This is a genomic window from Leptothrix discophora, from assembly GCF_030705305.1.
Taxonomy (GTDB): domain Bacteria; phylum Pseudomonadota; class Gammaproteobacteria; order Burkholderiales; family Burkholderiaceae_C; genus Sphaerotilus; species Sphaerotilus discophorus.
This window is the reverse complement of sequence record NZ_JAUZEE010000002.1, coordinates 334,366-348,112: the sequence shown is the minus strand read 5'-3', so window position 1 is coordinate 348,112 and position 13,747 is coordinate 334,366. Positions and strand designations below refer to the sequence as shown.

The window sequence follows — 13,747 nt, the reverse complement described above, 5'->3', positions numbered from 1 at the left end:
GCGGGGGGGCGTGGGGCGCGGGCTGGCGTCCCAAAGCGCACGCGCGGGGTGCGGTGGTCAGGCTTGAGGCAGCAGCTGGCCGTCGTCGAGGAGGGCTTGAACGATGTCCGCCTGTCGTGCATCGCGTCGGCGCTTGAGCGGCGGGCGCTGCGGCGCGGCGTCGTTCAACCAGCGCTTGAAAGCCACGAAGGTCGTCGGATCGATGGTGCGCATCAGCGCCATCTTCCCGGTGGCCGAGACCACCACCTGCTCGAACTTCGGGGCATCGGTCAGCACGGAAGCGCGCAGGGCCTGCACCGGCCACAGATCGCCCTCGTCGTCCGAGAAGCGGAAGGGGTGTGGATCACCTTCGACCGGCACACGCCGCAGGAAGTCCACCTCGAAGCCACGATCGTTGATGGCGGTCTCGTTGTTCAGTTCCTTGCGGCGGAAGCTCGCGTCGACGCGTTGCAGGATGCCCAGCATCGACGAGTCGAGGCGTTCGAGATCGGTGATGAACTGGACCCGGCGACGGGCGTCCCACAACAGGTCCACGTCCTGCGTCGCCAGCGCGTCCTGCACGATCCGGACGCCGGCCGCAGCCTCGTAGGCATAGAGCGCGTGCGTGCCGACGACGACGAAGTGCGGCCCCAGGCCGACCTCATCGAGCGTGCGCAACAGATCCACCACCAGCTGAGGCACGCGCCCGACCTTCAGGGCCTTGTTCAGCCGCTCGGCCTCCTTCAGGGCCTCGCGCAACGAGCGAAGCCGGGACTCGGATGCCGCCTTGCGCTGCGTGAAGGCTTCCAGCGTGCGCTCGGTCTCCTCGTTGCGAGGCCCGATGCGCCGCTGCCGGTTGTCCGGCAAGGTCTTGACCAGGTACTCATAGCCCGCCTGGCGCTTCCAGTACATCCCGCCGGCGTGCTTGGTAGCCTCCGCCCGGGCGCGTCGATGCTCATTGAACACCGTCATCGCATCGATGAACTGTCGCGCGGCGTTGTCCGGCAGGGGTAGGTAGTCCATCGTTGGCCGTAGAGAAATCAGAAGTCGAATTTATACGGCCAAGCGTTGTGTGACAAGGACTTGCGTGTGGGAACTTCTCGAAAACCCCCTGTTCGCTCGGCCCATGAGCCGGCACCACGCGGCGCATGATCGCGCCGCGCATCAAGCCCTCGAGCATCTTCCCGGAAGAAGCGGTCGACGACCTGTCCCTGGCGCGCCAGCGCAAGGCCAAGGTCGAGGGCTACGTGCAGACGCTGGTGGCGATCAATGCGCTGGTGGACTTCAACGCGTTGGCCGCAGCGGTGGATGCGGCTTGCCCTCGGGCCGATCGCAAGAAGGGTGGACGCGCGCACGCTGTGGAGCTTCCGACAGCGCCTGGCCCAAGGCGGGCTGGGTGGACGGGCGATCTTCGAGACCCTGAGCCAGCAGTTGCAGCCGCACGGCTTCATCCCGCGCGGCGGGCAGATCGTGGACGCCAGCATCGTGCAGGCACCGATCACGCAGGCCCACACCGCCGAACGCGAAGCGCTCAACAAGGGCCAGACGCCTGAAGGCTGGAGCAAGAAGCGACTGGCGCACATCGACCGTGATGCCCGCTGGACGCAGAAGCACGGCAAGAGCTACGACGGCTACAAGCTGCACGGCAACGTGGACGCGCGCTACAAGCTCATCCGCACGCTCAAGGTCACGCCGGCGAACGCCGACGACGGCCAGCAACTGCCCGAGGTGCTGCAGGCGGCCAACACCCGAGACCGCCTGCTGGCCGACCGGGGCTACGACAGGGCGGCCAACCGGCAGACGCTGCAACAACACGAGCTTGCCGATGGCATCGCGCGCCGGGCCATGCCCGGGCGGACGGCCCAAACCCGGTTGAAGCAGCGCAACCGCACGATCAACCGGATGCGCTCGCGTGTCGAACACGTCTTCGCCCGCTTGGCCCAGCAGGGCGGCAAGTGCGTGCGCGCGATGACGCTGGCGCGCAAGGCGCTGGCCATCACGCTGCAGTGCGCGGCCTGCAACGCGCGAAGACTGGCGTGGCTGGTCATGAGCGCAGGTGCGTCTGCACGGCCTGCCTGAAGGCCAAAAGGCGCGCCGCGAGGGGCCTGAATGGGGCCGTTGACGGCCTCCTGCGCTCCGACTGCTTGAACCCGGCGGTCCTCATGCCGCAATCAACGACGTGGAGCGGGTTTCAGGAAGTGTCCCTGAGCCTTCACCTTCACCCCCGCCTCACCTCCCCCTCACCCCGCCCTCACCTCCCCTCCCCACACTGCCCCCCAGGCACGACGCGATCCCCGCGTCGGCGCAGGACTGGAACAGGAGCACATGCATGTCCACGAACCGCAAACTTACCGCCACCGCGCTGGCGTCGATGCTGTTGGTTGTCACGCTGGCAGCCGGGGCGGCCGATGGGTGGTCGTTGACGGGTTGGTTGCAGCGGGACAGGACGACCGCTGTTGCGGCGACGTCAGCGACCCCGTCAGCGATCCCGTCCGCGCCGATGGCCGCGTTGCCGGCGGCGCAGGTGCCGAACTACCGCGCGATCGTGCAGACGCAGGGACCGGCGGTCGTCGGGGTCACCGTCGCCGGGCTGCGGCAGGCGAGCGATGAGGAGGCCGGCAACGACGCCGCGCCGTCGGCCGACGACCCGTTCTTCCGCTTCTTCCGGGGCGTTCCCGGCCTGCGCCTGCCGCCGCAGGGTGTGCAGCCGTTCCGGGGCCAGGGCTCGGGCTTCATCGTCAGCGCCGACGGGCTGGTGCTGACCAATGCCCACGTGGTGCGCGACGCGCGGCAGGTCACCGTCAAGCTGTCGGACCGGCGCGAGTTCGCGGCCCAGGTGCTGGGCAGCGATCCGGCCACCGACATCGCGGTGCTGAAGATCGACGCCAGCGGCCTGCCCGTCGTGACGCTGGGCAACGTGCAGCGCGCCCAGGTCGGTGACTGGGTGCTGGCGATTGGCGCGCCCTACGGCTTCGAGCAGACGGCCTCGCAGGGCATCGTCAGCGCCAAGGGCCGCTCGCTGCCGGGCGAGAACGTGGTGCCCTTCATCCAGACCGATGCGGCGATCAACCCCGGCAATTCGGGCGGCCCGTTGTTCGATGCCGAAGGCCGCGTGATCGGCGTGAACGCGCAGATCTACTCGCGCAGCGGCGGCTTCCAGGGCCTGGCCTTCTCGATCCCGATCGACGTGGCGATGCACGTCAAGGACCAGATCGTGATGTCCGGCAAGGTCGAGCATGCCCGCCTGGGCGTGACGCTGCAGGACCTGTCGGCGCCGCTGGCCGCGTCCTTCGGCCTGAAGGCGCCGGACGGCGCGCTGGTCGCCAGCGTGATGCCGGGCAGCGCGGCCGCCAAGGCCGGGCTGAAGTCGGGCGACGTGATCACGGCGGTCGACGGCCAGCCCGTGCAGGTGGCCGGCGACGTGTCCAGCCGGGTCGGGCTGGCCCGGCCGGGTGAACGCATGAAGCTGGCGATCTGGCGCGACAGGTCGGGCGAGGACCTGCGCGTGACGCTGGGCCGTGCCGAGCCTTCGCAGGACAGCGCCTCGGCCGCGCCGGAACAGGGCGCGCTGGGCCTGGCGATCCGGCCGCTGAACCGGCAGGAACTGAAGCGCGCCGGGCTGGACCACGGCCTGCTGGTCGAGCAGGTCTCGGGCCCGTCGCAGCTCGCAGGCATCGAGCCGGGCGACGTGCTGCTCTCGCTCAACGGCCAGCCGGTCGAGCGGCTGGAGCAGGTCAAGGACGTGCTCGCCAAGCACCCGCGCCAGGTCGCGCTGCTGGTCTCGCGCGACGGTCAGCAGCTGTTCGTGCCGGTGCAGCTGGGCTGACGAACAGGCTGCCGTTCAGGCGCTGGGTCGACCTCGGCTCAGGTCGCCGATCCGGACGCGGCGGCCCCCGACGCCGCCTGGGCGGGCGTCGTCGGGCGGCTGTCAAGCTTGATGCTCTTGAGCTTGTAGGTGTAGCCATCGGCCATGAGGTAGCCCTTGATCTCGACGAACTTGCCCTGCTCCGCCCAGGTCAGGACGTCGGCCAGGGTGACCCCGGCGGGCAGGCGGATCGCCGCCTCGTCGCTGTGGTCGAAGGTCAGGCCACGAACGACCAGGGTGTTCGGCTGGGTGCCGAGGGCGAGCGTGCCGTGCATTTCAAACTCCTGCGATTGGGAGGCATCGTCGGCCCCGCGCTCGGAGCGCTTCCTGGCCTTCTTGAATTCGATCTTGCTGGCCACCAGCGCGCCGTCGAGGACCTGGCCCTCGACCTCGACCCGGGCGCCGACCACCAGCTGGTCCAGGCTGCCGCCCTCCAGGCCGAGGAAGCCGGCCGGCACCGTGATGGCGTTGCCGTTCACGACCAGACCGGTCACCACCGGCGCGGTCGCGCCTGCCGGCGTGGCGGTGGTGACCGATTCGACAAAGCCTTCCTGTTCTGAATGCTTGCCATGGTCGGCCGAGCCGTAGCGGCGTTCACCGGACTTGAAGGCGGTGACGACCCAGCGACCGTCCGTGGCCGCCGTTGTCGACAGCTTGACCCGGACAACCTGGCCATCGATCGCCGCCGCGTAGCGCGCCAGGTCCTCGCCGGTCAGGGTGGCGAAGGACATCGGCTCGCCACCGATGGTGCCCGCCGCCTTGTCGAAGCGACCGCGCAGGCGGTAGCTGCTGACCGGGCCCGACTTGACCTCGACCAGGCTGGCCGACAAGCGCACCGGCGTGACCGACCGGTCGAGCAGGCCATGGACCTCGACCACCTGGCCCGCGACGGGCTGGATGCCGCCCTCGAAGCGCGTGTTGGTGGTCAGGGCGATCGACTGGCCCAGCACGACGATCGAATTGCCGTCGGCGGCCACCGAGGTGACCGGGCCGAGGATCGAGGAACCGACGTGGATGGCCTTCGCATCGGCGCTCGGCGTGGAACCGTCGCTGCTGCGGCGGACGTCGTCGGCCTCGATCTCGACCTCCATGCCCATCTTCAGGCCGCAGTTGCCGAGGTTGTCGCTGCAGGTGGTCGTCGTGCCGGTGCTCTCGTCGACGAGGGTGGTGCCGTTCAGTTCGTAGCGGACGCCGTTGGTGATCACCGAGCCGAAGCCGCTGATCGTGCCGGCCGCCGTCGAGCCGCTGGCCGACGCGCCGGTGCCGTTGGACGCGCCGCCGCCGCAGGCCACGAGGACCAGGGAAGTGGCCACGGCGATGCCGGTCAGCGCGAAGGATCGGCCGCGCGAGGCAGGTAGCTGGGGGACATGGGACATGGTGTGACTCCGGTGGGGTTGGGGCAAAAGAAGCACTTGCCTCCCTGCATGTGGGAAATCATCCCATTTCAACCCACGACCAGCAAGGCCAAGTCCCGGGAAAGTCGATCCCGTTAAGGCAGCTCCAAGGGTGGCGGGATGACCCCGCGAGGTCAGCGGGCGTCGACCGGATCGGCGGGCATCGCCGCCAGCGCCTTCAGGCGCTCGCCCGCTTCCGGCCAGGCCGGCTGCAGCCGCACCAGGTCGGCCAGCAGCGCCCGGCCGGCCGCGGGGTCGACGGCAACCAGTGCGTCGGCCATGCGCAGCAGCGGGTCGTAGGCCGGGCGGAAGTCCGGGCTGAGGGCCAGCACCTGGCGCAAGGGCTCGCCGACCTGGGCCAGCATGCGGCGCACGTCGGCCAGCGCTCGGGCGTCGCGGCCGATCTGCAGGTAGCGGTCACGCGCCTGGCGGTAGGCCAGGAGACGCGACGTCAGGCCCGCGTCGGCACCGTCCACCAGCAGCCGGCCGGGGCTGACCTGCCACTCGCCCAGCAGCGCCAGCAGGCGGTCGGCCGGGCGCGAATCGGGTGCGTAGGTGATGCGTGGCGCGAGGTGGGCGACGACCGGGTGGTCGTCGGTGTTCGGCTCGGCATCGCGTGACCAGGCGGCCAGCGCGTCGGGCGTCGCCACCACGCTGCCCAGCAGGGCCAGTTCATCGACGTAGCCGTGGCGGGCGGGCTGCAGGCCGGCCGCCGCATCGGCCAGCCGTTGGTGCAAGGCGGCCGGGTCGATCCGCAGGCCGTCGCGCCGGCCGATCAGGCCCAGCACCGGCGTCGACAGGCTGTGGGTGGCGATCACCGCGACGCCTTCGGGCCAGACCGTCAGGAAGCTGCGCACGATGCTGCGCAGGCTGCCCAGGTCGAGCTGGTGCAGCGGCAGCCACTGGCAGAACAGGCCGCCGGGCGCGAGGCGCTGGTCGACCGACTGGAAGTGCTCGACGGTGTAGAGCGCACCCGAGCCGCTGCGGGCCGGGTGGAAGTTGTCGGCCACGATGACGTCGTGCGACTGGCGCGAGACCCGCACATGGCGGCGCGCGTCGGCCGCCTGCACGCGCAGCCGGGCCGCACCGGGACTGCCGTCGTGGGCCGCGAACCAGGGCATGGCCTCGATCACCTCCGGCAGCAGCTCGACCACGTCGACCTGCAGCGCCGGGTCGTTGGCGGCGGTCGATGCGGTCACGCCGGTGCCCAGGCCCAGGAACAGCGCCGTTCGCGGTGCGGGGTGCAGCAGCAGCGGCAGCAGGGCCTGGCGGCCGTCGGCCAGCCGGGTCGCGCTGCTGCCTTCCTGCTGGCGGTTGTCGATGCGCAGGGTGCGCACGCCACCGGCGTCCTCGACCACGCTGACGGCGGCGGCCGGGCCTTCGCGGTGGCTCAGCAGCTGGCCGCCTTCGGGGACGTCGACAAGGGCCAGCGGCGGCGCCCAGACGGCCACCAGCGCCCAGGCGACGGCCGGCACGGCGATCCCGCGCCAGGGCCGCTGGCCCGGCAAGGCCGCCGCGCTGCGCTGGGCCAGCAGCAGGTAGCCGGCGACGATCAGCAGCCAGGTCCAGGCGCTGCCCAGCAGCGGGATCAGGACCACGCCCACCGCCAGCGGCGCCAGCGCGGCCGCGCCGGTGTTGGCGGCAAAGGCGCGGCCCAGGTCCAGGCCGCGGCGTCGCGCCTGCATCGCCAGGTGCGCGAACTGCGCGCCCATCGCCAGCGCCGGCAGGCCGAAGGCGGCCAGCGCCAGCAGCGCCTCGGCCCGCAGCGCCGCGCCGAGGCCGGCTCCGAAGGCGATGCCCGCCTGGGCGCGGATCCAGCCCGCCCCCCACAGCGCCAGTCCCGACAGCAGGCAGGCCCAGGCCAGCGCCAGCGCCAGCTGCATCGAGCGGCGCTGCATGGCGGTGTCGTCCTCGGGCGGACGGACCCGCTGCAACAGGGCCGCGCCAGCGGCGGTGCAGACGAGGTAGACCGCCAGCAGCAGCGCGTAGGTGTAGACGGTGTTCTCGGTCACCTGGGTCAGCACCCGCACCACCAGCACCTCGTGGCCGATGCCCAGCAGGCCGGTCCAGGCGAGCACGGCGGCCGGATGGCCGAAGGTGCCGGGCGACGCGCGGCCGGGAGCGCTGGCCACGGGCGCGGCCGCGCGTTTCAATCCATGCACCGTCGCCCCGGTCCGGGCCAGCCAACAGGCACCGGCCGCGCAGACCACGTTGAGCGCGGCACACAGCAGCGCGCTGCGGCCGAGGCCCCAGGCCGGCACCCACCAGAAGGCGGCGGCGAGCACGCCGAGCACGCCACCGAGGGTGTTGCCGGCGTAGAGCGCGGGCAGGCCAGGATGGGCGCGGCCGTCGACCGGGTCGTGCAGGCCCAGCAGGCGCTCCATCGCCGGCAGCGTCGCGCCCATCGCGGCGGTGGCCGGCAGCAGCAGCACGAAGGTGCCGACGAAGGCGACCAGCGCGTGCCACAGCGGGCCGGGCCGGTCGCCGATCAGGTCGAGCATCCAGCGGCTGACCGGTGCCTGCCACAGCGCCAGCGCGACGCACCAGAGCGCGATCAGCAGCTCCAGGCCGACATACCAGCGCGCCGGATGCCGGCTGCCGGCCAGCCTCGGGCCGAGCGCCAGCCCGCCCAGCGCCAGCCCGCCGAAGAAGGCCGCCAGCACCGCCAGCACCGCGGCGGTCTCCTGGCCGAGCCAGAGGCTGCCCTGGCGGGTCCAGACGATCTGGTCACCGAGCGCGGCACAGCCCGACAGGGTCGTCAGCAGCACCGCCAGCGCGAGCCGGCGGTCCGGCAGCCGGCCGGCCTCAGCCACTGAAGGACACCGTGTAGCCCCACGAATCCAGCCGCGTCGGGATGGCGTTGAAGGCCAGCGAGATGCGGCGCTCGCCCGGGTTGGGCGGCACCGCGTGCATCAGGTAGCTCGGGAACAGCACCATCGAGCCCGGCTCGGGCTGCGGGCTGATCCACTTGTCGGCGTTGTACGGGCCGGTCACGGTGCCGGCGTGGTCGTTGCGGAAGGCGAAGTCGGTGCTGCCGGGCGACTTCATGAAGACGGTGCGCGCGTCGGGGTGCGTCGGCGTCAGGTAGACCACGCCGGAGATGAAGCTGTTGGCGTGGTTGTGCATGGCCTGGCGACCGCCGCGTTCGAGCACGTTGACCCACATCTCCTTGAGCGACCAGCCCAGCCGCTCGCCGAACAGCAGCACGCCGAACTCGCTCAGGTGCGGCGTGACCGCCTGCGCCACCTCGACCAGCAGGGGGCTGTCCGAGGGCTTGAGCATCGCCGTGTGGGACAGGTTCGCCGACGCGTTGTTCTCGCGGTCGGCCTGGGCGCTGAAGTGCGTCACGAGGCCCTGGCAGAGGGCCGGTCCGATGGCATCCGGGATGCGCAGCAGCGGGGTGGGGAAGAGGCCGATCACGTCTTGCATGCCACGGATTGTCCGGAGCACCTCGCGCAGCGTCCATGCGGCCGGCGCGCGACAAGGTTGGTCACGTCAGCGTCACGGTCCCGACCTAGGGTCCGGCAAAACCGAAACGACCTCTACGAGCCCATCTCAAGTTTTCGACTTCGAGGAGTCTTCATGAAAGCTGCCTACACCCGCCGCCGCCTGCTGGGCACCGGTGCCGCCCTGGCGGGCGCGACGCTGCTGCCCCAGGCCCGTGCCTGCGAATACTTTTCCGCCAACCTGCGCGTGGTCCACCCCTGGACCCGTGCCACGCCCGAAGGCGCGACCACCACGCTGGTGTCGATGAACTTCGACGACGTGACGGTGGCCGACCGCCTGATCGAGGTCATCACCCCGGTGGCCGAAGGCGCCGAGCTGGTGGTCGACGGCGAGGCCCGTGCGCTGGCCTTCGAGATTCCCGAAGGCCAGGTGTCGGTGCTGGACGAGCGCGGTAGCCACCGCCTGCGCCTGCTGGGGCTGCGCCATCCGCTGGAGATCGCCCGCACCTACCCGATGCGGCTGGTCTTCGAGCAGGGCGGCATGGTGCTGGCGACGCTGAACGTCGACTACCCGCGCTTCCGTTGAGGCGCCGATGCGCCGACCGACCGGGCCCGTCACGGGCCGGTCACGGCGCAGACATGCCCGAAATCAACAATCAGTTTTCCTTCACGACGGTCGCGTCGGGCAACGGGTGATCCCGTCCCGTCCGCTGCGGCGGTCCCCTTCACACGAACTCCCAGGAGCCACCCAATGAAGTTCGATTTCCAGCGTCACCCGATCGCCTGCGCGGCCGTGGCCGCCCTCGGCGTGCTCGCGCTCGGCGGCGTCGCCGACGGCGCGACCGCCGGCAAGCCCTCCGGCACCTACGTGGCCGGCGACTTCCACAACCACACCACCTGCTCGGATGGCTCCATCTCGATGCAGAAGCTGGTGAAGAAGTCCACCGACAAGAACGAGACGCCGTGGGGCCTCGACTGGTTCGTGCAAGCAGGCCACGGCGGCAGCGGCAACCGCAACTGCACGCTGGCCGAGGACGCCAGCCTGGCCACCCCGGCCTACCCGCTGGTCTTCGACGCGGCCGGCACGCTGCAGGGCCCGAGCACCACCTGGCAGAACACCAACCCGCCGGTCGAGGTCAAGGGCGCCGTGTCCGGCACCGCACCGTCGCGCAACATGTGGCGCTGGCAGTCGATCCAGGAATTCCAGTACCCGCTGCTGGAGTACCTGGCCGCCTACCAGAACAAGCCGATGTTCATGGGCATGGAGTCGGTCGTCGCCGGCCACGAGCATGCCTCGATGTCGGTCATCACCGGCCAGATCCCGAACCGTCCGGAAGCGTCGCGCCTGCCGACCGGCCCGGGCTATGTCGCCCTGGGCAATGCCAATGCGCTGGCGCAGTGGTCCTACTGCTTTGACCGCAACGTCACCGACACCAGCCGTGGCAACACCACGACCACCAGCGGCGTGGGCAACAACTGGGATTGCTCGGTCACCGGCAGCGCGAACGCGGCCGATCCGAGCTGGAACGACCTGGCCAAGAAGCTGGTCCCGGCCGGCGGCGCCGGCGCCGGCGAGCGCGGCCACCTGAAGACGGTCGAGGCCCTGAAGTGGATGGCCGAGCACCATCCGAACGGCAGCTACTACGTGCCCGCCCACCTGGAGCGCGCCGGCCCGTTCAACCCGAACGGCAACAACGGCTTCAACATCGAGCACCTGCGCAACTTCAACAACGTCGCGCCGAAGATCGCCTTCGGCTTCGAGACCCAGCCGGGTCACGGCGCGTCGTCGGAGCGTGGCGAGTACTTCCCCGCCCGCAACAACATCGGCGGCGTGCTGGTGGACTCGGTCGGCGGCACCACCTACGGCGGCACCGGCGTCTACGGTGCCCAGGTCGGCGGCGTGTGGGACGCGCTGCTGGGCGAAGGCCGCAACTGGTGGTTCTTCGCCAGCTCGGACTGGCACAACCGCGGCAGCTTCGGTCCGGACGACCGTCGCTCGACCCAGGACTTCTACCCCGGCGAATACCAGCGCAACTACACGCTGGTCCAGCGCAAGGACGACGACCACGAGCGTGAGGGCGCTGCCGCCCGCACGATGCCCCAGCGCATCGTCGACGGCCTGCGCACCGGCAACACCTTCGTCTCGGCCGGTCAGCTGATCGACCGCCTGGCCTTCGTGGCCTGCGTGGCCGAAGGCGGCCGCAAGGCGTCGGAAGTCGAGGAGATGGCGGTCAAGGCGGCTCGCCGCAACGCCACCGTCGACGAGGACGGCTGCGCCACGATGGGCGAGAAGCTGGTCGTGCCGCGTGGCGCCAGCGTGATCGTCGCGGTCGCCCTGCGCGACCCGTCGGGCGCGAACTACTCGCCCTACACCTTCGCCAACCCGTCGCTGGCCCAGGTCGGCATCCAGCAGCCGCTGAACAAGCCGGTGCTGGACCACGTCGACGTGATCGGTGGCCTGGTCACCGGCTACAAGACCGCAGGCTCGGCCGACTACGCCGGCGAATGGCCGCGCACCTGGCTGGCCAACCCGGACATGGGCACCGTCCCGGCCGGCGCGAAGAACACGTCGGCAAAGATGCTGCGCACGTTCAACGCCCAGTCCTGGTCGACCTTCCGCGACGATGCGCAGTTCAAGAAGATGAGCTTCCGTCTGTCCGCGGTCGAGGCTTCGCAGTTCGTCCGCCTGCGCGGCAGCAACCTGCCGGCCAACGTGCCGTTCGAGACCGATGCCAGCGGCAACCCGCTGCCTGACCTGCACACCAACGCGACCACCACGACGGCGACGTCGGTCGGCTCGCTGAAGATCCCGTGCACGGTCGTCGGCAGCAACGTGCCGTCCAACAGCGTGAACTACACCGGCAACACGATCGACGGCTGCCCGGCCCACCTGCCGCTCATCAACGGCGTCAAGTACGTCGCCTACGACGTGGCCGCCTGGTCCGACCTCTGGTTCTACAGCAACCCGATCTACCTGGAAGTGCGCGGCAGCACCAAGGTCGCCGGCCTGCGCTGAGACCCGGGCCGCTGACCCGTCCTCGCGGCTGCGGCCGCCCGGACGGGTCGGCCAGGCCTGACGCGCCGCGCGAACCCTCGCGCGGCGCTTGCCGTTTCTGACGGCCGATCCGAGGCATGCCCGCCATCGGCCGCCTTCCCCTCCCGATCCCTTTCCTGCCTGGTGCACCCACGACGATGTCCACCCCGTTGCCGATGTCCGACGCGCTCCCCGTGAACCCGCCCGCCTCCCAAGCGCTGCGCCAGCGCATCGCCGGCCTGCCCGCCTGGACCCGCGAACCGCTGCTGCACTTCCTGCTGCTGGGCGCGGCGATCTTCGGCATCGACCATGTGGTGAACGGCCGCGCCATGGACGCCCGCACCATCGTGGTCGACGCCCAGGTCGACGAGGAAGCCCGCCAGCTCTTCAAGGCCAGCCGTGGCCGCGAGCCCAACCCCGCCGAGCTGGAGGCCCTGCGCAAGGCCTGGCTGGACAACGAGGTGCTCTACCGCGAGGGCCTGGCGCTGCAGGTCGACAAGGGTGACACCGCCATCCGCGAGCGCGTGATCTTCAAGTCCCTGAGCGTCGTCGACGCCAACCTCAAGGCCCCGCCGGTCGAGCTGCAGGAACTGCGCCGATGGTTCGAGGAGAACCGCGCGAAATACGATGAACCGGCCCGCTACGACTTCGAGGAAGCCGTGCTGGCCGGCGAGACCGGCGAGGCCGCGATCCGCGCCTTCGTCGAGGCCCTGAACAAGGGCGTGGCCGGCGAGCAGAACGCCGGCCTGCGCGCCTTCAAGGGGCGGCCGCAGGCCAACGTCCAGCAGGGCTATGGCGACGCGTTTGCCACCGAGCTGGCCAAGGCCCCCACCGGCACCTGGATGGCGCTGCCCTCGCGCGAGGGCTGGCGGGCCATTCGCCTGGACGGCCGCCAGGGCGGCAAGCCGGCCGACTTCGACGAGCTGCGCAACGTCGTGCTGCAGGACTGGACCGACGCCCGCATGTCGCAGCTGCGCACCGACGCGGTCCGTGCGCTGGCCAAGAAGTACAGCATCCGCATCGAGGCGGACGCGCGATGAGCGGGCTGCAGATCCTGCTGCGGCGCGGCTTGCGTGGATTGCGCGGCTTGCGCGGCCTGCTGCTCGCCTGCCTCGCGCTGCTGGCCTGGCCCGTCGCCGCGCACGAGATGAGCATGGCGGAGATGGAAGTCCGCCAGTTCTCAACCACCGATTACCTGTGGCAATGGACCGCGGTGGGCAACCGCCCGGCCAGCCGCGAGCTGGAGCCGGTCTGGCCCGAAGGCTGCCGCGCCGACGGCCCGTCGCTGCGCTGCGGCGCGGACGGCCTGAGCGGCCCGCTGCGCATCGACGGCATCGGCAAGCGCTACTCGGCCGCGATGGTCAAGGTGGTCTGGCAGGACGGCCAGAGCCGCGTCTACACGCTGACCTCGGCCCAGCCGTCGGTGCGCCTGTACGGTGGCGCCGATGACAAGCGCGGCGTCGGCGAGATCGCCAGCGCCTACACGCTGCTGGGCTTCGAGCACATCCTCAGCGGCATCGACCACCTGATGTTCGTGGTCGGCCTGCTGTTCCTGGTCGGCTTCAACCGCCAGCTGGTGCTGACCATCTCGGCCTTCACGGTGGCTCACAGCCTGACCCTGGCACTCAGCGCCAGCGGCCTGCTGACGCTGCGCCCGCCGCCGGTGGAGGCCACCATCGCGCTGTCCATCCTGCTGGTCGCGGGCGAGGCGCTGCACCAGCGCCAGACGCTGTCGCGGCGCTGGCCGGCGCTGGTCGCCTTCCTGTTCGGCCTGGTGCACGGCCTGGGCTTCGCCGGTGCGCTGTCCGACATCGGCATGCCCGAGCAGCACTTCGCGGTCGCGCTGCTGACCTTCAACGTCGGCGTCGAACTCGGCCAGCTGGGCGTGGTCGCCCTGTGCTGGGCCCTGGCCCGCACGCTCTCGCGCTGGCCCGAGACCCGCATCGCCCGAACGCCGGCGCTCTACGCCATCGGCTCGATGGCGGCGTTCTGGACGATCTCCCGGGTGGTGCGCATCCTGGCCTGAGCG

Annotated in this window: 10 protein-coding genes; 6 read left to right on the top strand and 4 right to left on the bottom strand. The window is 70.9% G+C overall.

What is annotated here, in order from left to right:
* Positions 1-57: 57 nt before the first annotated feature.
* Complete coding sequence (locus Q8X39_RS05125; RefSeq protein ID WP_305748562.1) at positions 58-1,002, bottom strand: GSU2403 family nucleotidyltransferase fold protein; 945 nt, start codon at positions 1,000-1,002, stop codon at positions 58-60.
* Positions 1,003-1,320: 318 nt separating this feature from the next.
* Between Q8X39_RS05125 and Q8X39_RS05120 the strand changes: the two genes are divergently transcribed.
* The gene (locus Q8X39_RS05120) at positions 1,321-2,058 is read left to right on the top strand and encodes an IS5 family transposase (RefSeq protein ID WP_305748561.1); all 738 of its coding nucleotides are present in this window, start codon (positions 1,321-1,323) and stop codon (positions 2,056-2,058) included.
* Positions 2,059-2,479: 421 nt separating this feature from the next.
* A complete protein-coding gene (locus tag Q8X39_RS05115; RefSeq protein ID WP_305748560.1) occupies positions 2,480-3,805 on the top strand; it encodes a Do family serine endopeptidase in 1,326 nt (441 codons plus the stop codon).
* Between the two features lie 38 nt (positions 3,806-3,843).
* On the opposite strand, the gene Q8X39_RS05110 is transcribed toward Q8X39_RS05115, so the two are convergent.
* The 3 genes from Q8X39_RS05110 to Q8X39_RS05100 all read right to left on the bottom strand — a co-directional run bounded on the left by Q8X39_RS05110 (position 3,844) and on the right by Q8X39_RS05100 (position 8,667).
* Positions 3,844-5,220, bottom strand: a complete 1,377-nt coding sequence (locus Q8X39_RS05110; RefSeq protein ID WP_305748559.1) for a DUF5666 domain-containing protein — start codon at positions 5,218-5,220, stop codon at positions 3,844-3,846.
* A 152-nt stretch (positions 5,221-5,372) separates the two neighbouring features.
* Positions 5,373-8,051: a spermine/spermidine synthase domain-containing protein gene (locus Q8X39_RS05105; protein ID WP_305748558.1), complete on the bottom strand. Its 2,679-nt coding sequence runs from the start codon at positions 8,049-8,051 to the stop codon at positions 5,373-5,375.
* Positions 8,044-8,667 carry a TIGR02466 family protein gene (locus Q8X39_RS05100; protein WP_305748557.1) on the bottom strand — a complete coding sequence of 208 codons (624 nt, stop codon included), beginning with the start codon at positions 8,665-8,667 and terminating at the stop codon, positions 8,044-8,046. The genes Q8X39_RS05105 and Q8X39_RS05100 overlap by 8 nt, the downstream gene beginning before the upstream one ends.
* A 153-nt stretch (positions 8,668-8,820) precedes the next feature.
* Between Q8X39_RS05100 and Q8X39_RS05095 the strand changes: the two genes are divergently transcribed.
* From Q8X39_RS05095 to Q8X39_RS05080, 4 genes are all read left to right on the top strand, one after another.
* Complete coding sequence (locus Q8X39_RS05095) at positions 8,821-9,270, top strand: copper chaperone PCu(A)C (protein ID WP_305748556.1); 450 nt, start codon at positions 8,821-8,823, stop codon at positions 9,268-9,270.
* Positions 9,271-9,435: 165 nt separating this feature from the next.
* The gene (locus Q8X39_RS05090; protein ID WP_305748555.1) at positions 9,436-11,700 is read left to right on the top strand and encodes a hypothetical protein; all 2,265 of its coding nucleotides are present in this window, start codon (positions 9,436-9,438) and stop codon (positions 11,698-11,700) included.
* Between the two features lie 212 nt (positions 11,701-11,912).
* Positions 11,913-12,758: a peptidyl-prolyl cis-trans isomerase gene (locus Q8X39_RS05085; protein ID WP_305748554.1), complete on the top strand. Its 846-nt coding sequence runs from the start codon at positions 11,913-11,915 to the stop codon at positions 12,756-12,758.
* Complete coding sequence (locus tag Q8X39_RS05080) at positions 12,755-13,744, top strand: HupE/UreJ family protein (RefSeq protein ID WP_305748553.1); 990 nt, start codon at positions 12,755-12,757, stop codon at positions 13,742-13,744. The genes Q8X39_RS05085 and Q8X39_RS05080 overlap by 4 nt, the downstream gene beginning before the upstream one ends.
* Positions 13,745-13,747 lie beyond the last annotated feature (3 nt).

Excerpts from the sequence above, each read along its gene's own strand:
- Q8X39_RS05100 (WP_305748557.1), bottom strand. The coding sequence starts at position 8,667 with ATGCAAGACGTGATCGGCCTCTTCCCCACCCCGCTGCTGCGCATCCCG.
- Q8X39_RS05080 (WP_305748553.1), top strand. The coding sequence starts at position 12,755 with ATGAGCGGGCTGCAGATCCTGCTGCGGCGCGGCTTGCGTGGATTGCGC.
- Q8X39_RS05125 (WP_305748562.1), bottom strand. The coding sequence starts at position 1,002 with ATGGACTACCTACCCCTGCCGGACAACGCCGCGCGACAGTTCATCGAT.
- Q8X39_RS05095 (WP_305748556.1), top strand. The coding sequence starts at position 8,821 with ATGAAAGCTGCCTACACCCGCCGCCGCCTGCTGGGCACCGGTGCCGCC.
- Q8X39_RS05110 (WP_305748559.1), bottom strand. The coding sequence starts at position 5,220 with ATGTCCCATGTCCCCCAGCTACCTGCCTCGCGCGGCCGATCCTTCGCG.
- Q8X39_RS05115 (WP_305748560.1), top strand. The coding sequence starts at position 2,480 with ATGGCCGCGTTGCCGGCGGCGCAGGTGCCGAACTACCGCGCGATCGTG.
- Q8X39_RS05090 (WP_305748555.1), top strand. The coding sequence starts at position 9,436 with ATGAAGTTCGATTTCCAGCGTCACCCGATCGCCTGCGCGGCCGTGGCC.